This is a genomic window from Streptomyces sp. Y7, from assembly GCF_043195415.1.
Classification (GTDB): domain Bacteria; phylum Actinomycetota; class Actinomycetes; order Streptomycetales; family Streptomycetaceae; genus Streptomyces.
The window spans coordinates 38730-59461 of record NZ_JBIDDQ010000033.1 but is presented as its reverse complement, the minus strand read 5'-3'; the positions used below and the strand labels follow the sequence as shown (position 1 = coordinate 59461).

Here is a 20732-nt window from a genome sequence, read left to right as displayed (position 1 = left end):
CCCGTCTCGTCACCGCCTTATTTCCCGACCGGCCCTACTTCCCGGCCGCCTTGCCGGCAGCCCTCCCGGTCGTCTTTCCGGCCGCCTTGCCGACCTTCCCGCCGACCGTCTTGCCGGTCGCCTTGCCGACCTTCCCGCCGACCGTCTTGCCGGTCGCCTTCCCGGCCGTCTTCCCAGCAGCCTTCCCTGTCGTCTTCTTCGACGCCTTCTTGACCGCTTCCGAGGGGTTCACGGACTTCCACTCAGGGTGACCGGGCATCGGCGGGGTCTTGGCGCCGTACAGCCAGGCGTTCATGAACCCGTCGAGGTGGTGTCCGGAGACCTCCTCCGCGAGGGCGACGAAGTCCGCCGTCGAGGCGGAGGCGTCGCGGAACCGGCTCACCCAGAGGCGTTCGAGCTTCTCGAAGGCCGGGGCGCCGATCTCCTGGCGCAGGGCGTACAGCACCAGGGCCGCACCGTCGTAGACGTTGGGGCGGAAGATCCCGTTCTTCTTGCCCGGCGCGGGGGCCTTGGGCGCGGCCGGCGGTCCGCCGGCGGCGCGCCAGCGGTCGGACGCGCCGTAGGCGGCCTTCATCCGCGCTTCGAACGGCCGGTCCGCCTTCTCCGCCGCGTACAGCGCCTCGTACCAGGTGGCGTGTCCCTCGCTGAGCCACAGGTCGGACCAGGTGCGCGGGCTGACGCTGTCGCCGAACCACTGGTGCGCCAGCTCATGGACCATGATCGACTCGACGTACCACTGCGGGAACGCGGACTGGGTGAAGAGTTCCCGCTCGAACAGGGACAGCGTCTGCGTCTCCAGCTCGAAGCCCGTCGTGGCGTGGGCCATGAGCAGGCCGTACGTCTCGAACGGGTAGCGCCCGACCTTCTTCTCCATCCAGGCGATCTGGCCCGGGGTCTTCTTCAGCCACGGTTCGAGGCGCTCGCGGTCCTCGGTGGCGACGACGTCCCGTACGGGCAGTCCGTGCGGTCCGTCGCGGTGCACCACCTTGGAGCGGCCGATGGACACCTGGGCGAGTTCGGTGGCCATGGGGTGCCGGGTCCGATACGTCCAGGTCGTCGAGCCGCCCGCGCGGTCCACGTCGGTCGGCAGGCCGTTGGCGACGGCGGTGTAGCCGTTCGGCGCGGTGACCCGGATCGTGAACAGCGCCTTGTCGGAGGGGTGGTCGTTGCACGGGAACACCACGTGCGCGGCGTCGGCCTGGTTGGCCATGGCCAGCCCGTCCGCGGTCCGGACCCAGCCTCCCTCGCGCTCCTTGCCGTAGACGGGGTCGCTGGTGTGCCGCACGGTGATCCGCATCCAGCTGCCGTCGGGCAACGGCTGCCCGGGCGTGACGACGAGGTCCTCACCGGCGCTGCGGAACGACGCGGGCTCTCCGTCGACCTCGACGGAGTCGACCTTGCCGTGAGCGAAGTCCAGATTGACCCGCTCCAGGTCCTCGGTGGTCCAGGCGTCGATGGTGGTGACGGCCTGGAGGGGCTTGTCGTTGGCGCCGGGATAGGTGAAGGACAGGTCGTACGACGCCACGTCGTAGCCGGGGTTGCCCAGATGCGGGTAGAGACGGTCACCGACGCCCAGGGGTGTGGCGGGAGCACTGGCGGCGAGCAGGCAGAGGGAGACAGCGCCGGCCAACATCGCGGGCACCTTGAGACGCCGGCGTGGACGGGCAGCGCGCTGAGCCTTGTTGCGGGGGTTGAGCAGCATGGACCAGGGCTATCAGCGCACAAGCACAGGACGTCGACGACGCGCGACCGCCACACTCGAACGGGTATGTCAGGTGGGTGCACGTCCGGCCGCGCAGGTCAGCGCGCCGCGCACCCCCTGCCGCGCGCCTTCACGCCCCCTGCGTCTGCGGCTGGGCCCGGCTGACGTCGTACACACCGCCCACGTTGCGCATGGCCCGCATGAGCCCCGGAAGCAGTGTGGCGTCGGGCAGTTGGACCGTGTAGGTGTGGCGCACGCGCTGCTGCGAGGGAGGCTCGACCGTCGCCGAGACGATCTCGGCGCCCTCCTGAGCCATCGCTTCGGTGAGGTCGGCCAGGAGATGCGGGCGAACGAACGATTCGGCGACCAGGGTGACCCGGCACTCGGCGCTCTCGCCCCAGCGCACGTCGATCTCCGCACGCCCCGCGCCCTTCATGCGCGCCACCGCGGCGCACTCGACGCGATGGACCGTCACCACTCCCCCGCGCACGGAGAAACCGGTGACGTCGTCGGGCGGTACGGGCGTACAGCAGCCGGCGAGGCGCACACTCGCGCCGGGCCGGTCGACGAGGACGTTGGCGGCGGAGCGGCCGGCCGGGGGCACGAGCGCGCCTTCCACGGCGGCCGCGGGGCTCGCCGGCCCGTCCGCCCCGCTGCGGAACGCCACGTCGGCCTCGCGGGCCTGCGCGGCCGAGGGGGCGGGATGCGCGGCCAGCCACCGCTGGATGGCAATCCGCGCGGCGGGCGTGTGGGCGTGCTCCAGCCACTCCCTGGAGGGCTCCGAGGCCGGGTCCTGTCCCATGAGGAGCTGGACGGTGTCGCCGTCGCGCAGCACCGTGCTGAGGGTCGCCAACCGCCCGTTGACCCGGGCTCCGATGCAGGCGTGCGCGTCCTCCCCGTACTGCGCGTAGGCGGCGTCCACGCAGGTCGCGCCCTCGGGCAGCCCGAGGGTGCCGCCGTCGGGCCGGAAGACGGTGATCTCGCGGTCCTGCGCGAGGTCCTCGCGCAGGGTGGACCAGAAGGTGTCCGGATCCGGTGCCGCCTCCTGCCAGTCGAGGAGCCGCGAGAGCCAGCCGGGTCGCGTCGGGTCGGCGCGCTCGCCGTCGCCGGCGACGGCCTGTTCCTCGGCGGAGGAGGCGTACGGGTTGCCGAGCGCGACGACACCGGCCTCGGCGACCTTGTGCATCTGATGCGTGCGGATGAGCACTTCGGTGACCTGTCCGTCCTCACGTGCGACCGCGGTGTGCAGGGACTGGTACAGGTTGAACTTGGGAACGGCGATGAAGTCCTTGAACTCCGAGACGACGGGCGTCATACAGGTGTGGAGCTCGCCCAGGACGCCGTAGCAGTCGGCGTCCTCGTTCACCAGCACCAGCAGCCGTCCGAAGTCGGCCCCGCGCAGCCGGCCGCGTTTGCGGGAGACCCGGTGCACGGAGACGAAGTGCCGTGGCCGGATGAGGACTTCCGCCTGGATGTCGGCCTCCCGCAGGACCCCGCGCATCTGCTCGGCCATCTCCGCGAGCGGATCGTCGTCGCGGGAGGCGTTCTCGACGATCAACTCCCGGGTGTGCTCGTACTCCTCGGGATGCAGGATCGCGAAGACGAGGTCCTCCAGCTCCGTCTTGAGCGCCTGGACGCCGAGCCGTTCGGCGAGCGGGATGAGCACGTCACGGGTCACCTTGGCGATGCGCGCCTGTTTCTCCGGGCGCATCACACCGAGCGTGCGCATGTTGTGCAGCCGGTCGGCGAGTTTGATCGACATCACGCGGACGTCGTTGCCGGTGGCGACGAGCATCTTGCGGAAGGTCTCGGGCTCGGCGGCGGCGCCGTAGTCGACCTTCTCCAGCTTCGTCACACCGTCGACGAGGAAGCGCACCTCCGCGCCGAACTCCTCGCCGACCTGATCGAGCGTCACCTCGGTGTCCTCGACGGTGTCGTGCAGCAGGGAGGCCGTCAAGGTCGTGGTCTCGGCGCCGAGTTCGGCGAGGATCAGGGTCACCGCGAGGGGATGTGTGATGTACGGCTCACCGCTCTTGCGCATCTGGCCGCGGTGCGAGGACTCGGCCAGCACATAGGCGCGGCGCAGCGGTTCGAGGTCCGCGTCGGCGTGGTGCGCCCGGTGGGCGTCGACGACATGGCCGATGGCGTCGGGCAGCCGGTCGCGTGAGGCGGGGCCGAGCAGCGCCGCCCGGCCGAGGCGGCGCAGGTCGAGGCGGGCGCGGGCCTTCCTGCGGGGCACGGCAGGCGGGACAGGGCCTGCTACCGGGCCTGGCATCGCGGAATTCGTTGCCTCCGCACTCATGGGCACCTCCGGCTGCGTCAAACCGGCGGACGGGGTACCCCATGGCGGACACGGCTCAGGGGATGGCGACTTGTCCCCCGTCCGGGCCGGTGCTTGATGCTACCGAGCCCATCACGTGCGACTGACCGCCTCTCGCCGAGCGTGAAACGGATCACCCAATCGAGGGAGGGTTTGCAGGTTTACGATTTTGCGCCAGCCGACCAGCCGGAGTTCGCGTTTTCCAACGCTTTCACGGCGTCAGAACCTCTACTCCCCAAGCGCAGACGCCTCAGGGCCACGCTTCCCGGCCACCCGAGCACTCAGCGAGCGATCGTTTCCAGCCACTCCTCGTCGAACTCACCCTCGGCCACGATCACCGCGGGGCCGGTCATCTCGATCTCGCCGTCGGGCCGCTCGGTGATCACCAGGGTGCCGCCGGGTACGTCGACGGTGTACGTCGCGGGGACACCGGTGACCGCCGGGTCGGTGCCGTCCCGGCGCGCGGCGGCCACGGCGACGGCGCACGCGCCCGTGCCGCACGACCGGGTCTCACCGGCGCCGCGCTCGTGCACGCGCAGGGCGACGTGCCGGGGGCCCCGGTCGACCACGAACTCGACGTTGACCCCGTCCGGGTAGGCCGAGGCCGGGCTGAACGGCGGCGGGGAGTACAGGTTGCCCGCGTGCGCGAGGTCGTCCACGAAGGCGACGGCGTGCGGATTGCCCATGTTCACGTTGCGCGCGGGCCAGGTGCGCTCGCCGACGCTCACCGTCACGTCCCCCTCGGGGAGGCGGGCCCTGCCCATGCCGACGGTGATGTCGCCGTCCTTGGCGATGTGCACGGTCTTCACGCCGCCGCGCGTGGCGATCGCGAGGTCGCCCTCGGTGGTGTGACCGGCGCGCCGGAGGTAGTGGGCGAAGACGCGCACGCCGTTGCCGCACATCTCCGCGATCGAACCGTCGCCGTTGCGGTAGTCCATGAACCACTCGGCCTCGGCCGCCATGGCCTTGGCCTCGGGGTGCGCCGCGGAGCGGACCACGTGCAGCAGGCCGTCACCGCCGATGCCGGCGCGGCGGTCGCACAGGGCGGCGACGGCGGCCGGGGACAGGTCGATGGCGTTGTCCGGGTCCGGGACGATCACGAAGTCGTTCTCGGTGCCGTGGCCCTTGAGGAAGGCGATCCGCGTGCGCGTGCTCATGCATCGATCGTATGTGAAGGCGGTTCCTTTGCCGCGGGCCGGTGGGGGCCGGTCCCGCCCACACGGCTGAGCCGGACATCGGCCCGGCTCAGCGTCCCTTTCCGGGGAGCTTCAGCGGAGTCTTGCGACGCGCCACACGGCGAGAACCACCACTGCGGCGACGACCAGGACGTACGCCAGCACCACACGCCAGTCGGGTCTGCGCCCGGAGCCGCGCTGCGGCAGCCCGGGCCAGGTGTAGCCGACCCGGCGGGCGGCCATCATGCCCCAGCCGGCCGCGCAGGAGCAGATGAGGAGCCCCAGCATGGCGATCACGGCTCCGCTGTCGCCGAAGTCGAAGGCCAGCGGGAAGGCGAACATCAGGGAGCCGACCGCGGCCAGACCCACGATGGGGGCGAGCTGCCAGATGCGCAGTCGGCGCTGCGGGCGGAGCTCGACCTCGACCTCGGGACCGCTCGCGTACATCTCCTCGGGCTCGGGACCGTCGTCGGTGACGCCGACCTCGGTCTCGTCGGGCCCGTCCGGGCTCAGGCGGTCACCGTCCGGTTCCCGCTCACCCGTGTCAGTGGTGACGTTCTCGGTACTTTGTGCGGTGTCGCGAGGGCCGGCCTCCATCGCCACGCGCCCTCCCAACTCGGACTCCACTTGGTCGATCGAAGCTCGATGATGGCATGGCGCCGGAGGCCGGGATGACGGCCGGAGCGTCCCGATGCCATCACGTGATCAGGCTGTAACCGGTCGTTCGACCAACGCCAGTGCGAGATGCGGAAGTTCTGTGAGATCTGCCGCAGCCCCACTGAGCCAGTGCACCCGGGGGTCGCGCCTGAACCATGAATCCTGGCGGCGCGCGAAGCGTTTGGTGGCTCGGACGGTCTCGTCGCGGGCGGCTTCGAGGGTGCACTCACCGGCGAGCGCCGCGAGCACCTGCTGGTAGCCGAGCGCGCGCGAGGCAGTACGCCCCTCGCGCAACCCCTGCGCCTCCAGTGCGCGCACTTCTTCCACCAGCCCGGCCTCCCACATCCGGTCCACCCTGCGCGCGATGCGCTCGTCCAGCTCGGGGCGGGCCACGTCGACGCCGATCTGGACCGTGTCGTACACCGAGTCGTGCCCGGGGAGGTTGGCCGTGAAGGGCTGACCGGTGATCTCGATCACTTCGAGGGCCCGGACGATACGGCGGCCGTTGCTCGGCAGGATCGCCTGCGCCGCCTCGGGGTCGATGGCGGCCAGCCGGGCGTGCAGCGCCCCGGAGCCGCGCAGTGCGAGCTCCTCCTCGAGGCGGGCCCTGACCTCGGGGTCGGTGCCGGGGAACTCCAGGTTGTCGACGGCCCCGCGGACGTACAGCCCCGAGCCCCCGACCAGGACCGGCCAGCGCCCTTCGGCGAGGAGGGCGTCGATCCGCTCCCGCGCGAGCCGCTGGTAATCGGCGACGGACGCCGTGACCGTCACGTCCCAGATGTCCAGGAGGTGGTGCGGGACTCCCTCGCGCTCCTCGGGCGTCAGCTTGGCGGTGCCGATGTCCATCCCTCGGTAGAGCTGCATGGAGTCGGCGTTGACGACTTCGCCGCCGAGTTGGCGGGCCAGGAAAACGCCCAGATCGGACTTTCCGGCTGCGGTGGGGCCGACTACGGCGATGACGCGCGGGGCGGGGGGTGCACTGCTCACCGCCCCAGTCTCGCAAACCTCACGGGGTGGCCTCGAACGAGTTACGTGACGGCACGCGCGCGGGGTCGTTGCGTGTTGCGAGGTTCTCGCCGCCGGTTTCACGGAGGCGGCCACCCGGGGGCGCGATGGAACACACCGGACGACGCGGGATTTCGCCCGCACGAGTAACGTATGGAGTGGATATGGGCGTTTTCGCACGGCTTTTCCGGCGGTCCAAGGCCGCGGAAGAGGCGTCAACCGTCGAGGTTCAGGCCGACACACCAACGGCCGAGCAGGCAGCGGAGGAGACGGCAGAGGCGAAGGGGTCGGCGGAGGCCGAGGCCGACGAGGCGGTCCAGCCGCCCGCGGCGGAGTCCGTCGAGGCCGACGCCGACGACGGGGTCGAGATCCCCAAGCAGCAGTCCGCCGACGAGGCCGCCGACAGCGAGGCCGGTGAGGGCGCCCGCACGTAACTGCCCCGCGCGGGAAGGTGAACGATGGGTCTGATGGACAATTTGAAAGCCAAACTCGCCCCGGCCAAGGACAAGGTCTCCGACTTCGCGCAGCGGCACGAGGAGCAGGTCCACCACGGCCTCGACCGGGCCGCGCGGGCCGTCGACGAACGGACCAAGGGCAAGTACAGCAACAAGATCCACACGGGCACGGGCAAGGCCAAGGGCGCCATGGGCCGCATCGCGCACAAGGACGACGGCCCGGCGACCGGCGGCAGCACGCCGCCGCAGGATTCACCCCCGCCGACCACCTGAAACGGCACTTCGACGGACGGCCGCGGAGCTTCACGGCTCCCGGCCGTCCGCCGTTCGCGCGAGTGCCGCCCCGCGTCTACGACCAGGTCGCGACGAGGTACCCGACCCCGTACGGCGCGTCCTCGTACAGCAGCGCGCCCGACAGGCCCGCCTCTTCGGCGGCCCCCGCCAGGACCTGCCAGGGAGCCCGGCCCGAGACCTTCAGCTCGTACGCGAGCTCGGTGTCCAGCGTCTTGAGCGCGGCCAGGTCCGCCTCGCCCAGCGCCCGCGCGACGGACGCGTCGAAGGGCGCCGCGCGGTCGTCGAGGTAACCGGGAGCCTTGAGCGTGCGGCAGGCGCTGGCGTCGCCCATCACCAGCAGCGCCACCCGCTCGGCCCGGGCGGCGACGTCCCTCCCGATCTCAATACACCGCTCGGGCGTCAGCGGTTCCCCCACTCCGAGTCCCTCGATCGGGGCGTCCGCCCAGCCCGTCCGCTCCAGCAGCCACGCGGCGACGGCCAGCGAGGTCGGCAGCGGACGCTCTGAGGGCCCGGAAGGGCCGGTGTCGGCCGCGGAGCGCCCCAGTCGTACGTCGATGTCCACGCCGAAGCCGCGGAAGGTGCCGTGCGTCCCCTCGGCGTACCCCCCGTGCTCGCTCTCCCGGCCGGGGCCCACGACCACGAGCCGGTCCGGCCGGGCGGCCGCGAGCAGGCCCAGCGCGTCCGTGCAGGCGGCACGCGCGGGGTCCAGCTCGGGCGCGGCACCCGCGGCGACGCCGGGCACCAGGAGCGGAGGACAGGGGCAGACTGCGGCGGCGACGAGCATGATCGGGAGCCTACTCCCAGGTCTTGGGCTCCGGGTCGGTGCTCCACACCCGCTCGGCCAGCTGGAACAGGACCCGATGGGTGGTCATCATGCCCGCGACGACGGCGTAGTACGCGTCCCCGTCACCGACCCGGAACACCTCGCGGTGCTTCTGCCGCAGCCCGCTGCGGTGCTTGTACGTGCAGGCGATCTCGTAGAGGCGGGCGCGGGCCTCTTCCCGCGTGCCCTGGAAGCGGGCGGCCTCGTCGCACATGTACTGCTCGCCGTAACCCGACTGCACGACCACGACCCACTGCGCCATGTCCCGCCCCCGTCCCCTCGCCCGCCCCTGGTTCAGCCGTACGTGCTCAGTGTGCCGCGCACCCGCCCGTGGCCGCCGGCAGCGGCTCGGGGACGCCGATCTTCGGGAGGCCGAGCAGGACACCGGCCGGCTTGGCGGCCTCGGCGGTGTTCCGCTTCTCCCAGGCGTCGCCCGCGCGCGTGCGGCGCACATCGAGGACGGCACCCTCGGCCAGGAGGTGGTGCGGGGCCGCGTAGGTGATCTCGACCGTGACGACGTCGCCGGGACGGACCTCCTGGTCGGGCTTGGTGAAGTGGACCAGGCGGTTGTCGGGGGCGCGGCCGGACAGGCGGTGCGTGGCGCCGTCCTTGCGGCCCTCGCCCTCGGCGACCATCAGTTCCATGGTGCGGCCGATCTGCGCCTTGTTCTCCTCCCAGGAGATCTCCTCCTGGAGGGCGACGAGGCGCTCGTAACGCTCCTGGACGACCTTCTTGGGGATCTGGTCCTCCATGGTCGCGGCCGGGGTGCCGGGGCGCTTGGAGTACTGGAAGGTGAAGGCCTGGGCGAAGCGGGCCTCGCGGACGACGTGCAGCGTCTGCTCGAAGTCCTCCTCGGTCTCGCCGGGGAAGCCGACGATGATGTCGGTGGTGATCGCGGCGTGCGGGATGGCGGCGCGGACCTTCTCGATGATTCCCAGGTAACGCTCCTGGCGGTAGGAGCGGCGCATCGCCTTCAGGACGGTGTCCGAGCCGGACTGGAGCGGCATGTGGAGCTGCGGCATGACGTTCGGCGTCTCGGCCATGGCGGCGATGACGTCGTCGGTGAAGTCGCGCGGGTGCGGCGAGGTGAAGCGGACGCGCTCCAGGCCCTCGATCTTTCCGCAGGCGCGCAGCAGCTTGCTGAACGCCTCACGGTCGCCGATGTCGGAGCCGTAGGCGTTGACGTTCTGCCCGAGCAGCGTGATCTCGCTGACGCCCTCGGCGACCAGGGCCTCGATCTCGGCGAGGATGTCGCCGGTGCGGCGGTCCTTCTCCTTGCCGCGCAGGGCCGGGACGATGCAGAAGGTGCAGGTGTTGTTGCAGCCGACGGAGATCGACACCCAGGCCGCGTAGGCGCTCTCGCGCCGGGTCGGCAGCGTCGAGGGGAACGCCTCCAGCGACTCGGCGATCTCGACCTGCGCCTCCTCGGCCACGCGGGCGCGCTCCAGCAGGACCGGCAGCTTGCCGATGTTGTGCGTGCCGAAGACGACGTCCACCCAGGGCGCCTTCTTCACGATGGTGTCGCGGTCCTTCTGCGCGAGGCAGCCGCCGACCGCGATCTGCATGCCGGGCCGGCTCGCCTTCTTCGGGGCCAGGTGGCCGAGGTTGCCGTAGAGCTTGTTGTCGGCGTTCTCACGGACCGCGCAGGTGTTGAACACGACGACGTCGGCGTCGCCGTCGGAGCCCTCGGGCGCGCGCACGTAACCGGCGTCCTCGAGCAGGCCGGACAACCGCTCGGAATCGTGGACGTTCATCTGACACCCGTAGGTGCGCACCTCATAGGTGAGATTTCCACGCGCTTCCACTGCCGGGCTCCGGTCACTGCTGCTGGTCATGCGTTCAAGGGTAGGCGGTCGGCGGAGGGGCCTTGTCCCGTACTCCCGTGAGGGACCGTGCGGTCCTCGGCGGCGCGGTCCCGTACCGGAGTACGCCGCCGACGACCCGGTGATCCCTACCGGACGTCCCCCGGTTCGCCCTCCTGCATGCGCTGCACGACCTCCCCGAGCCCGTCGGCGACGGCCGCGAGCTGCCGGGGCGTCAGGACGTCGATGAGCAGCTTGCGCACGAGGGCGACATGGCCCGGCGCCGCCCGCTCCAGCATCCCGTGGCCGACGTCGGTGAGGACGGCGTACACCGCGCGCACGTCGCTCGCGCAGGAGCGCCGGGTGACCAGGCCGGCCTTCTCCAGCTGGGTGATCTGGTACGTCAGGCCGCTCTTGGAGTTGAGCAGCGCGTCGGCGAGGCCGCTCATGCGCATCTCGCGGTTCTCGGCGGCTTCGAGGCGCACGAGGATCTCGTACTGGAGGTGCGTGATCCCGACCTCGTCCTTGAGCTGCTGGTCCAGCCGACGGTTGACGAGCGACGAGGCGGCCACGAAGGCATGCCAGGCGCGCTTCTCCTCCTCGTTCAACCACTGGGGTTCGGCCATGCGTCCACGTTAGCGGTGGTTCACATGCGGACCCCGCGCCGAGCGCGGTCCCCGGGGTGTGACGGGCGCAACAGCACGCAGGTTGCTCAAAATTTGAAACTTCACGCTAGGGTCGACGCATCGAGGTTCAAATTTGAACCTGCCGGGACCACGAAGGAGTACGCATGGACGCCGCCCCCTCAGCAGGTCACTCCCGCTCCGGCCCCGCTTCGATCCGCACCCGCGTGACCATCCCGCTGCGCTTCGCCGACGGCTACGAGGTGAAGGCCGACGCGGTCACCTTCCACGGCCTGGCCGACGGCGAGGAGCACGTGGCGCTGGTCCTCGGCGATCCCGCGGCCGCGCCCGCGCCGCTGGTGCGGCTGCACTCGGAGTGCCTGACCGGGGACGTGTTCGGCTCGGCCCGCTGCGACTGCGGTCCCCAGCTGCGCGAGGCCGTGGAGCGCATCGCCGACACCGGCGGCGTCCTGCTCTACCTCCGCCAGGAGGGCCGCGGCATCGGTCTCTACAACAAGATGGACGCCTACGCCCTCCAGGACGCCGGCCTGGACACCTACGACGCCAACACCGCCCTGGGCCTGCCCGAGGACGGCCGTGACTACACCGCCGCCGCCCAGATGCTCACCGCCCTCGGCATCGGCGAGCTGGACCTGCTCACCAACAACCCCGACAAGGCCGGGCAGTTGCGCGACCTGGGCGTCTCCGTGCGCCACGTGCGGCGGACCGGGGTCTTCGCCACCGACAGCAACGTCCGCTATCTGCACGCCAAGGCGGAGCGGACCCACCACACCATCGCGCTGCCCGAGCAGGCCGGTCCGGGCGCTGTCTCCATCGGTCTGCCCGAGCAGGCCGGTCCGGGCGCGGTCTCCACGCTGGCCGGCTGACCGTCCGGGATCCGTGAGAACGGACCCGTCATCCCCTCCGGAGCACTCCCATGCCCTCTTCCCTCGCCCGCGTCGCCACCGACGCCGCCCCGCGCTACGCCAAGCAGCTCGCCTCCCACTTCGGCCGGAAGATCCCCGTCGAGGAGACGGCCGACGGCGGCCACCGCCTCACCTTCCAGCACACCGACGTGGTCCTCGAACCTCGGCCCGAGCATCTGCTGATCCGCGTCACCGCACCCGACGCCGCCACGCTCACCGGCATCCGGGACGTCGTGGGCAGCCACCTCGAACGCTTCGGGCGCCGCAACGAACTCATCGTCGCCTGGGACGAGCCCACCGCTCAGGACGACCCGGCGCAGATCGACCCCGCTCAGGAGGACCTGACTAAAGACGAGCCGGCTCAGGTCGACGCCGCTCAGGACGACCCGGCGCAGATCGACCCCGCTCAGGACGACTCGACTCAGGTCCACCCCGCTCAGGACTGACGCGCCCGACCGGCGTCCGAGAGAAAGGCACCGCCATGAAGGCCGTCACGATCACCGGCTTCGGGGCCGAGCCGCGCCTGACCGATCTGCCCGTGCCGGAGCCGGGCCCGGGCGAGCTGCTGGTCCGGCTGCACGCCGCGGCGCTCAACCCCTTCGACTGGAAGGTCGCCGACGGAGCCCTCAAGGACCTCGTCGAGCACGACTTCCCGCTGGTCATGGGCTCGGACGGGGCCGGCGTGGTCGAGCGCATCGGCCCCGGGGTCATCCACTTCCGCCCCGGGGACACCGTCTACGGCCAGTTCATGAACCTCGCGCGCGGCCGGGGCTCCTACGCGGAGTACGTGATCGCCGCCGAGAACGGCACCCTCGCCCGTATGCCCGACGACCTGCCCTTCCCGGTCGCCGCCGCCCTGCCCACCGCGAGCGTCACCGCCTACCAGGCCATCGAGGCGGCCCGCCTCGACACCGGACAGGTGATCCTGATCAACGGCGCGTCCGGCGGAGTGGGTCAGTCCGCGATCCAGTTCGCCGCGCTCCAGGGGGCCAGGGTGCTGGCCACCGCCACCGGCGACATCGCGGGCCACCTGCGTGATCTCGGCGCCGACGAGACCCTCGACTTCACGGCCGCGCCCACCGCCGAGCAGGTCCTGGCCGCCCATCCCGACGGCATCGACGCGATCCTCGACCTGGTCACCGCACCCGGCGGCGACGTCGACGCCCTGGCGGCACTCCTCAAGCCGGGTGGCACCTACGTGAGCACCAACCGGGCCGCCGACCCCGACGCCCTGGCCGCCCGCGAGATACACGGCGTCAACCTCGTGAACGACCCGAGCCGCAAGGAGCTGGAGTCCCTCGCTGCGCTGGCCGACGCGGGCAAGCTCCGGATCACCATCGACGCCGAGGTGCCCCTGGCCGACGCCCCCGCCGCCGTCGTCCGCGCCCGCGCCGGTGGCTCGCGCGGCAAGACGGTCATCCTGCTCTGACATCGGCCGCCAGCTCAGACGTCTGCCGCACGCTCAGACGACGGCCGCGGCTCAGACGACGGCCGCCGGCTCAGACATCGGCCGCACGCTCAGACGACGGCCGCGGGCTCAGACGACGGCCGCCGGCTCAGACGTTGTCGGCCGCCCACCCCTGCCGGCGCAGCACGGCCGACACGTCCGGTGCCTCGTAGTGCTCGCCCTTGAGGACCTTGCCGTCGGCCCGGCGGGAGATCTGGCCGTCGGGGCCGAGCTTGGTCATGTTGGAGCGGTGGATCTCGGCCAGAACGGCGTCGAGGTCGATCCCGTGGACCAGGGCCGTGCCGTACGCGACGTAGACGACGTCCGCCAGCTCGTGCGCGAGCCTGTCGAGCGGGCCGGTGACGGAGACCTCGGCGACCTCCGCCGCCTCCTCGGCGAGCAGCTCCCCTCTGTGGGCGGCGAGGTCCCGGGACACCTCGGTCGGCGTACTGCGTGCGGCCAGCCCGAAGGCGAGGTGGAATTCACGGACCAGGTCGGCAGGCGAGGAACTCATGCGGCGACTGTAGCGACCGGGCGGGACGGCCCCGGTCGCGGTCCCGATCATGAACACGGCCCGCGCCCTGTGACCTCGGCCCTGGTCAGCACCGCGTACCGGCTGGCAGGATCGCCGCATGTCCAAGGCACTCGACCGCATCAGCAGCAGCCGGGCCGTCCAGGCCACGGTCGCCGGGGCCGTGGCCCTCGGGTTGCTGCTGTGGTGGCTGCTGCCCCTGGGCGAGGAGCCGCCGAGCGGGACGATCACGTTCAGCACCGGCACGCGGGCGGGGGTCTACCAGGAGTACGGCGAGCTGCTGCGCAACGAGCTGGCCAGGGACATGCCGCAGCTCGAGGTGAAGCTGCTGACGAGCGCCGGCTCCCAGGAGAACGTCGAGCGCGTGGCGACCGGCAAGGCCGACTTCACCATCGCCGCCGCCGACGCCGTGGACACGTACAAGATGAGCGGCAAGCCCGTCACCGACCGGCTGCGCGGTGTGGCCCGCCTCTATGACGACTACGTGCAGCTCGTCGTCCCCCCGGACTCCGACATCCGCTCCGTCGCGGACCTCAAGGGCAAGCGGGTGGCCATAGGGCTGCCGAACTCCGGCGTACGGCTGATCGCCACCCGTGTCCTGGAGGCCGCCGGCATCGACCCGGAGAAGGACATCACCCCCAGGTCGGACGGCATCGACACCGGGCCCAAGCGGCTCGGCCACGAGCTCGACGCCTTCTTCTGGTCCGGTGGCGTGCCGACGGACGGGCTGGAGAAGATCGCCGAGACGTCCGCGTTCCGGTTCGTGCCGATCGACGCCAGGCTGGTCGCCAAGGTGCACGCGCAGGGCGACACGGCGCACTTCTACCGCGCGACCAACATGCCGGAGTCGGCGTATCCGACCGTGCAGAACGGCGACACGGTGCCGACCATCGCCGTCTCCAACCTGCTGATCACCCGCAAGGACATGGACCCCCGCCTCACGGAGTGGCTCACCCGCACGGTGATCAAGAGCCGCGACGGCATCGGGGCCCACGTCCACTCCGCCCAGCTCGTCGATCTGCGTACGGCGATCTACACCGACCCGCTGGCACTGCACGACGGTGCCCGGCGGTACTACCGCTCGGTCAAGCCGTAGCAACCGCAGAAGAGCGGCTCAGGCGGACGGTCCCGACCTCGGCACCGTCACCGTCACTCGCAGCCCCCGCGGCTCGTGGTGACCGTACGAGATGGTGCCGCCGCCCGCCGAGAGCAGCGCTCGGGAGATCGACAGGCCCAGGCCCGAGCCCTTGATGTTCTGGTGGCGGCCGCTGCGCCAGAAGCGGTCGCCGATGCGGGCGAGCTCCTCGTCGGTGAGACCGGGGCCGTTGTCGACGACCTCGATCGTCGAGACGGCGCCGTTGGAGGTGACCGACACCTCGACGCTCTCGTCCTTCGGCGTGAACTTGACCGCGTTGTCGATCACCGCGTCCAGCGCGCTGGACAGCGCGACCGGGTCGGCCCAGCCGGTGGTGGGCGGGCAGTTCCCGAGCAGCCGGACCCCCTTGGCCTCGGCGGTCGGCGCCCATGCCGCGACGCGCTCGGCGGCCAGCGCGCCGACGTCGGTCAGCCGCAGGTCGGCCGCGGTGTGCTCGGCCAGGGCGAGGTCGAGCAGATCGTCCAGGACCTGGGCGAGGCGCTTGCCCTCGGTCTGCACGGAGGCGATCTCCTCATTGCCCTCGGGCAGCTCGAAGGCGAGCAGCTCGATGCGCAGCAGCAGCGCCGCGAGCGGGTTGCGCAGCTGGTGGGAGGCGTCGGCGACGAAGGCGCGCTGCTGCTCCAGCACGTCCTCGACGTTGTCCGCCATCTCGTTGAACGACCGGGCCAGCCTGCGGAGTTCCGGCGGGCCGCTGGCCACCGCGACCCTGGACTTCAGCCGGCCGCTGGCGATCTCGTGCGTGGTCACGTCCAGCACGCGCACCGGCCTGAGCACCCAGCCGGTCAGCCGCAGGGCGGCCCCGACGGCCACCAGCATCGCGGCCGTCAGACCGCCCGCGATGATCAGCCAGCCGTTCAGGATCCGCGAGCGCATCTCCCCGGTGGGCGAGTCGGTGACTACGACCGCGACGACGTCGCCGTCCCGGATCACCGGCGAGGCGACCACGAGGCGGCCGCGCTGCCAGGGCCAGACCTGCTTGGGGTCGTGGCTGCGCCGGCTGAGCAGCGACTCCTCGAAGGCCTCGCGCACCTCGCCGGTCTCGGGCAGGAACCAGGTCGTCGGTCCGTTGGCGAGCGGCGTGTCGTTCGGCAGGAAGACGCCCGCCCGGATGCCGTAGACCTCGTAGTAGCTCTCCAGTTCCCGGCTGAGGATGCGCAGGTCGTCGCGGGACCCGCTGGTGGTGTCCGCGGCGGGCCGGGCGATGGCCGCGAAGTACGCCGTGTCGTCGATCCGGTCGACGACCACGTTCTGCTGCTGGGCGGAGGCCAGGCTGACGGCGAGCGGCACACCGAGGGCGAGCAGTACGGCCGCCATCAGAACGATGAGCAGCGGAAGAAGTCGAGTGCGCACCGTGCCCGCTACGCGGCCGGGGCGACGAGCCGGTAGCCGACGCCTCGTACGGTCTCGATCAGCGCCGGCATGCGGAGCTTGGCGCGCAGGGACGCCACATGCACCTCAAGAGTGCGCCCGGTCCCCTCCCAACTCGTGCGCCACACCTCGCTGATGATCTGCTCCCGGCGGAAGACCACCCCGGGGCGCTGAGCCAGCAGGGCGAGGAGATCGAACTCCTTGCGGGTCAGCTGGACCACGGAACCATCGACACTGACCTGACGGGTGGGCAGCTCGATATGCACGGCGCCCAGGCGCAGCACACCGTCGCCGCCGGTCGCGGTGTCCTCGGGCGCGGTGCGCCGGCTGACGGCGTGGATCCGGGCGAGCAGCTCCCCCGTGTCGTACGGCTTCACCACATAGTCGTCGGCCCCGAGGTTGAGTCCGTGAATGCGGGAGCGGACGTCGGAGCGCGCGGTGACCATGATCACCGGCGTGCTGGTGCGCTTGCGGATCTTGCCGCAGACCTCGTAGCCGTCCTGGTCGGGCAGGCCGAGGTCGAGGAGGACGACGCCGAAGCCGTTGCCCTCGGGAACGAGTGCCTGGAGGGCCTCCTCGCCGCTGCGCGCGTGCGTCACGTCGAAGCCGTGCCGTGCCAGCACCGCGGACAGCGCGGCAGCGACATGGTTGTCGTCCTCGACGAGGAGGAGTCTCATCCCGGCCTCCCTCAGTTCACTGGCCGTACGAATCGGATAGATACACAGTGCGCACGCGCGCGTGCACCATGGCAGTCACGCTGATGGACGAGGACGCCGTCAAGGGGGTTCCGGTTGCGGGCGGCTTCCGTTATGCAGCCGGTACGCACGCAGGTCCAAGTGCTACGACATGTGTCCGATTGCTATCGGATCGTAATGCTCAGATTCCCCTCAGAACTAATGACGCAGGTCGGATACGGTTATTACTGTCCTCCGAAACCGAGGAGGACGGAGCCTGAGAGCGATGACCGAAGTATCGGTGGCCAAGGAAGATGTGGCCGCGACCGGCGACCTGGTCGTCCTGAAGAACGTCAACAAGCACTTCGGCGCGTTGCACGTGCTGCAGGACATCGATCTGACGATCGCCCGCGGTGAGGTCGTCGTGGTCATCGGACCCTCCGGGTCCGGGAAGTCCACCCTGTGCCGCACCATCAACCGCCTCGAGACGATCGACTCCGGTGCGATCGCCATCGACGGCAAGCCGCTTCCCCAGGAAGGCAAGGAGCTGGCCCGGCTGCGTGCCGATGTCGGGATGGTCTTCCAGTCCTTCAACCTCTTCGCGCACAAGACCGTGCTCGAGAACGTGATGCTGGGGCAGATCAAGGTCCGTAAGACGGACAAGAAGAAGGCCGAGGAGAAGGCCCGCGCCCTGTTGGACCGGGTGGGTGTGGGTACACAGGCGGACAAGTACCCCGCACAGCTCTCCGGTGGTCAGCAGCAGCGTGTGGCCATCGCCCGAGCTCTGGCCATGGACCCCAAGGTCATGCTCTTCGACGAGCCCACGTCGGCTCTCGACCCGGAGATGATCAACGAGGTCCTGGAGGTCATGCAGCAGCTCGCCCGCGACGGCATGACCATGATCGTCGTGACCCACGAGATGGGCTTCGCCCGTTCGGCCGCCAACCGGGTGGTCTTCATGGCGGACGGCAAGATCGTCGAGGAAGCCGTACCGGACCAGTTCTTCAGCAATCCGCGCAGCGACCGCGCGAAGGACTTCCTGTCCAAGATCCTGCACCACTGAGGATCCCGCACCACCGACAGACTGCGCTCCCGCACCACTGACGGACTGCGTCTCGCAGCCGACGACCTGCGTCACCCCGCCGCTCCTGGCGGCACGCATCTCTTCTCCACACAAAGGATGTTCACCATGAAGCTCCGCAAGGTCTCCGCCGCGGCGGCCGCCGCCCTCGTCCTCTCCCTCACCGCCACCGCGTGTGGCGGCGACGGCGACAGCGACAGCGGGTCCGGCTCGGGTGGCGGCGACAAGATCAAGATCGGCATCAAGTACGACCAGCCCGGTCTCGGCCTGAAGGAGCCCGACGGCACCTTCTCCGGCTTCGACGTCGACGTCGCCACGTACGTGGCCAAGGAGCTCGGCTACGAGCCCGACCAGATCGAGTTCATCGAGACGAAGAGCGCCGACCGTGAGAACGCGCTGTCGCGTGGCGACGTGAAGCTCATCGCGGCCACGTACTCGATCACGGACGAGCGCAAGGAGAAGGTCGACTTCGCCGGCCCGTACCTGCTGGCCCACCAGGACCTGCTGGTCAAGACGGACTCGGACATCACCGAGGCCACCGACCTCAACGGCAAGAACCTGTGTTCGGTCACGGGTTCCACGTCGGCGCAGAACGTCAAGAACGACTTCGCGCCGAAGGCCAACCTGAAGGAGACCGGCGGCTACTCGGAGTGCATCGCCGGCCTGCAGAGCGGTTCCGTGGACGCCCTGACCACGGACGACTCGATCCTCGCCGGTTACGCCGCGCAGGAGCAGTACAAGGGCAAGTTCAAGCTCGCCGGCCTCAAGCTGAGCAACGAGAACTACGGCATCGGTGTGAAGAAGGGTGACACCGAGACCGTGAACAAGGTCAACGCCGCCCTGGAGAAGATGGTCAAGGACGGCGCCTGGGACACGGCCGTCAAGGAGAACTTCGGCCCGGCCGACTACAAGAACGAGCCCGCGCCGAAGATCGGCGTCATCGTCCAGTAGCGCGAGGATCCATCGGCGCGCCGCCGTCCACCGCGATCAGGGCGGCGGCGCGCCGCGCTATCCACGTTCGCCACCCACCCGGAAGCGCGGGAGATCGTGTTCGATTTTCTTTCTGACTACAACGACCCGACCCTGTTGGGTGCCTTCTGGATGACGGTGAAGCTCACCTTCTTCTCCGCCATCGGTTCCATGATCCTGGGTACCCTCCTGGCCGCGATGCGGGTCAGCCCGGTCCCGCTCATGCGCGGGTTCGGCACGGCCTATGTGAACATCGTCCGGAACATCCCCCTGACGGTCATCATCATCTTCACCTCGCTCGGTCTCGCCGACATCTTCGGTGTGACGATGGGCGCCTCCGACTTCGGCGTCCGTGGCTTCCGCCTGGCGGTCCTCGGATTCGTCGCCTACACCGCGGCCTTCGTCTGCGAGGCGATCCGTTCCGGCATCAACACCGTGCCCATGGGCCAGGCCGAGGCAGCCCGGGCCATCGGGCTGACCTTCAGCCAGACCCTCCGGCTGATCATCCTGCCGCAGGCCCTGCGCTCGGTCATCGGCCCGCTGGCCAACGTGCTGATCGCCCTCACCAAGAACACGACCGTGGCGGCCGCGATCGGCGTGGCCGAGGCCGCCTACCTGATGAAGGAAATGATCGAGAACGAGGCTGAGGTGCTGCTCATCGGCGCGATCTTCGCCTTCGGTTTCGTGGTACTGACCCTGCCCACCGGCCTCTTCCTCGGCTGGCTGAGCAAGCGACTGGCGGTGAAGCGATGAGCTCCGTTCTCTACGACTCCCCGGGCCCCCGCGCCAAGCGGCGCAATGTGCTCATCTCGGTGGTCTTCTTCGCCCTGCTGGCCCTGCTCGCGTGGTTCGTCTGGGACACCCTGGACGAGAAGGGCCAGCTGGAGTGGGCCCTGTGGAAGCCGTTCACCGAATCGCAAGCGTGGACGACCTATCTGCTGCCGGGTCTCGCCGACACGCTGAAGGCCGCGGCCCTGGCCATGGTGATCGCCCTTCCGCTGGGCGCGATCTTCGGTATCGCGCGTATGTCCGACCACCGGTGGGTGCGGCTGCCGGCCGCCTGGGTGGTCGAGTTCTTCCGGGCGATCCCCGTCCTGCTGCTGATGCTGTTCGCCAACGAGTTCTACGACCGATGGACGAACGTCAGCAGTGAGCAGCGGCCTCTGTACGCGGTCGTCACGGGCCTGGTGCTCTACAACGCCTCCGTCCTCGCCGAGGTCGTACGGGCCGGCATCCTCTCCCTGCCCAAGGGGCAGTCGGAGGCCGCCATGGCGATCGGCCTGCGCAAGAGCCAGACGATGCGGACGATCCTGCTGCCGCAGGCCGTCACCGCGATGCTGCCGGCCATCGTCAGCCAGCTCGTGGTCATCGTGAAGGACACGGCGCTCGGCGGCGTGATGATCGGCTTCACCGAGCTGCTCAACGCGCGCCAGACCCTGGCGGCCTTCTACGCCAACGTCATCCCCAGCTTCATCGTGGTGGCGATCATCTACATCGTCCTCAACTTCATCCTCACCAGCTTCGCGAGCTGGCTGGAGAAGCGGCTGCGGCGCAGCAAGCGGGGCACGGGTGCGGTGCTCAGCGCCGAGGACATGGAGGAGCTGAACCCGGCGGCGACGGGTGGCAGCTACGGAACCGGCGCGGCGACCTGACAACTGGTCACATCGCTTGAACGCACGGAGGGCAGTGGCATGATCGCCACTGCCCTCCGTCACTTGACGCA

21 protein-coding genes and 2 pseudogenes are annotated in these 20732 nt (G+C 70.3%); 10 read left to right on the top strand and 13 right to left on the bottom strand.

Going from position 1 to position 20732, the window contains the following annotated elements; all coding sequences use genetic code 11:
* Positions 1–34 precede the first annotated feature (34 nt).
* The 5 genes from ACGFW6_RS40625 to miaA form a co-directional block, all read right to left on the bottom strand.
* Complete coding sequence (locus ACGFW6_RS40625; protein WP_393521615.1) at positions 35–1702, bottom strand: M1 family aminopeptidase; 1668 nt, start codon at positions 1700–1702, stop codon at positions 35–37.
* 130 nt (positions 1703–1832) lie between these two features.
* The gene (locus ACGFW6_RS40620; protein WP_393521613.1) at positions 1833–4004 is read right to left on the bottom strand and encodes a RelA/SpoT family protein; all 2172 of its coding nucleotides are present in this window, start codon (positions 4002–4004) and stop codon (positions 1833–1835) included.
* A 299-nt stretch (positions 4005–4303) separates the two neighbouring features.
* A complete protein-coding gene (dapF, locus tag ACGFW6_RS40615) occupies positions 4304–5179 on the bottom strand; it encodes a diaminopimelate epimerase (RefSeq protein WP_393521611.1) in 876 nt (291 codons plus the stop codon).
* A 111-nt stretch (positions 5180–5290) separates the two neighbouring features.
* Complete coding sequence (locus ACGFW6_RS40610; RefSeq protein ID WP_393521661.1) at positions 5291–5794, bottom strand: hypothetical protein; 504 nt, start codon at positions 5792–5794, stop codon at positions 5291–5293.
* Between the two features lie 108 nt (positions 5795–5902).
* Complete coding sequence (miaA, locus tag ACGFW6_RS40605) at positions 5903–6841, bottom strand: tRNA (adenosine(37)-N6)-dimethylallyltransferase MiaA (protein WP_393521609.1); 939 nt, start codon at positions 6839–6841, stop codon at positions 5903–5905.
* 182 nt (positions 6842–7023) lie between these two features.
* Here miaA and ACGFW6_RS40600 point away from each other — a divergent pair, with 182 nt between their 5' ends.
* Together ACGFW6_RS40600 and ACGFW6_RS40595 are read left to right on the top strand one after the other, a co-directional pair.
* Entirely contained in the window at positions 7024–7293 is a 270-nt protein-coding gene (locus tag ACGFW6_RS40600) for a hypothetical protein (protein WP_393521607.1), read from the top strand.
* Between the two features lie 24 nt (positions 7294–7317).
* On the top strand, positions 7318–7587 hold the full coding sequence (locus tag ACGFW6_RS40595; RefSeq protein ID WP_393521605.1) for an antitoxin: 270 nt from the start codon (positions 7318–7320) through the stop codon (positions 7585–7587).
* Positions 7588–7663: 76 nt separating this feature from the next.
* Here the strand turns inward: ACGFW6_RS40595 and ACGFW6_RS40590 are convergent, their stop codons facing one another.
* The 4 genes from ACGFW6_RS40590 to ACGFW6_RS40575 all read right to left on the bottom strand — a co-directional run bounded on the left by ACGFW6_RS40590 (position 7664) and on the right by ACGFW6_RS40575 (position 10859).
* Positions 7664–8392, bottom strand: coding sequence for a class III extradiol dioxygenase subunit B-like domain-containing protein (locus ACGFW6_RS40590; RefSeq protein ID WP_393521603.1), 729 nt, complete (start codon positions 8390–8392; stop codon positions 7664–7666).
* A gap of 10 nt (positions 8393–8402) precedes the next feature.
* Positions 8403–8693 (bottom strand): hypothetical protein, encoded by a 291-nt coding sequence (locus ACGFW6_RS40585; RefSeq protein WP_393521601.1) that lies wholly within the window; start codon positions 8691–8693, stop codon positions 8403–8405.
* Between the two features lie 46 nt (positions 8694–8739).
* Positions 8740–10266, bottom strand: coding sequence for a tRNA (N6-isopentenyl adenosine(37)-C2)-methylthiotransferase MiaB (gene miaB / locus ACGFW6_RS40580; protein WP_393521599.1), 1527 nt, complete (start codon positions 10264–10266; stop codon positions 8740–8742).
* A gap of 116 nt (positions 10267–10382) precedes the next feature.
* Positions 10383–10859 (bottom strand): MarR family winged helix-turn-helix transcriptional regulator, encoded by a 477-nt coding sequence (locus tag ACGFW6_RS40575; RefSeq protein ID WP_393521597.1) that lies wholly within the window; start codon positions 10857–10859, stop codon positions 10383–10385.
* Between the two features lie 164 nt (positions 10860–11023).
* On the opposite strand from ACGFW6_RS40575, the gene ribA reads away from it, so the two are divergent.
* Positions 11024–11743 (top strand): GTP cyclohydrolase II, encoded by a 720-nt coding sequence (ribA, locus tag ACGFW6_RS40570; RefSeq protein WP_393521595.1) that lies wholly within the window; start codon positions 11024–11026, stop codon positions 11741–11743.
* 50 nt (positions 11744–11793) lie between these two features.
* Positions 11794–12009: pseudogene (locus ACGFW6_RS40565) on the top strand (DUF2218 domain-containing protein); the annotation flags it as partial.
* Between the two features lie 153 nt (positions 12010–12162).
* Here the strand turns inward: ACGFW6_RS40565 and ACGFW6_RS40560 are convergent.
* Positions 12163–12213 (bottom strand): annotated as a pseudogene (locus ACGFW6_RS40560) (hypothetical protein); the annotation flags it as partial.
* A gap of 50 nt (positions 12214–12263) precedes the next feature.
* On the opposite strand from ACGFW6_RS40560, the gene ACGFW6_RS40555 reads away from it, so the two are divergent.
* Positions 12264–13211, top strand: coding sequence for an NADP-dependent oxidoreductase (locus ACGFW6_RS40555; protein WP_393521593.1), 948 nt, complete (start codon positions 12264–12266; stop codon positions 13209–13211).
* Positions 13212–13338: 127 nt separating this feature from the next.
* On the opposite strand, the gene ACGFW6_RS40550 is transcribed toward ACGFW6_RS40555, so the two are convergent.
* Positions 13339–13743, bottom strand: coding sequence for a MazG nucleotide pyrophosphohydrolase domain-containing protein (locus ACGFW6_RS40550; RefSeq protein WP_393521591.1), 405 nt, complete (start codon positions 13741–13743; stop codon positions 13339–13341).
* 118 nt (positions 13744–13861) lie between these two features.
* Here ACGFW6_RS40550 and ACGFW6_RS40545 point away from each other — a divergent pair, with 118 nt between their 5' ends.
* Positions 13862–14857: a TAXI family TRAP transporter solute-binding subunit gene (locus ACGFW6_RS40545; RefSeq protein WP_393521589.1), complete on the top strand. Its 996-nt coding sequence runs from the start codon at positions 13862–13864 to the stop codon at positions 14855–14857.
* A gap of 18 nt (positions 14858–14875) precedes the next feature.
* On the opposite strand, the gene ACGFW6_RS40540 is transcribed toward ACGFW6_RS40545, so the two are convergent.
* Both ACGFW6_RS40540 and ACGFW6_RS40535 read right to left on the bottom strand, forming a co-directional pair.
* Entirely contained in the window at positions 14876–16267 is a 1392-nt protein-coding gene (locus ACGFW6_RS40540; protein ID WP_393521587.1) for an ATP-binding protein, read from the bottom strand.
* Positions 16268–16275: 8 nt separating this feature from the next.
* Complete coding sequence (locus ACGFW6_RS40535) at positions 16276–16962, bottom strand: response regulator transcription factor (protein WP_393521585.1); 687 nt, start codon at positions 16960–16962, stop codon at positions 16276–16278.
* A 283-nt stretch (positions 16963–17245) separates the two neighbouring features.
* Here ACGFW6_RS40535 and ACGFW6_RS40530 point away from each other — a divergent pair, with 283 nt between their 5' ends.
* From ACGFW6_RS40530 to ACGFW6_RS40515, 4 genes are all read left to right on the top strand, one after another.
* Positions 17246–18022 carry an amino acid ABC transporter ATP-binding protein gene (locus ACGFW6_RS40530; RefSeq protein ID WP_393521583.1) on the top strand — a complete coding sequence of 259 codons (777 nt, stop codon included), beginning with the start codon at positions 17246–17248 and terminating at the stop codon, positions 18020–18022.
* Positions 18023–18148: 126 nt separating this feature from the next.
* Positions 18149–18991, top strand: a complete 843-nt coding sequence (locus ACGFW6_RS40525; RefSeq protein ID WP_393521581.1) for a glutamate ABC transporter substrate-binding protein — start codon at positions 18149–18151, stop codon at positions 18989–18991.
* Between the two features lie 96 nt (positions 18992–19087).
* The gene (locus ACGFW6_RS40520) at positions 19088–19762 is read left to right on the top strand and encodes an amino acid ABC transporter permease (RefSeq protein ID WP_393521579.1); all 675 of its coding nucleotides are present in this window, start codon (positions 19088–19090) and stop codon (positions 19760–19762) included.
* A complete protein-coding gene (locus ACGFW6_RS40515) occupies positions 19759–20661 on the top strand; it encodes an amino acid ABC transporter permease (RefSeq protein ID WP_393521577.1) in 903 nt (300 codons plus the stop codon). The genes ACGFW6_RS40520 and ACGFW6_RS40515 overlap by 4 nt, the downstream gene beginning before the upstream one ends.
* Positions 20662–20732: the final 71 nt, after the last annotated feature.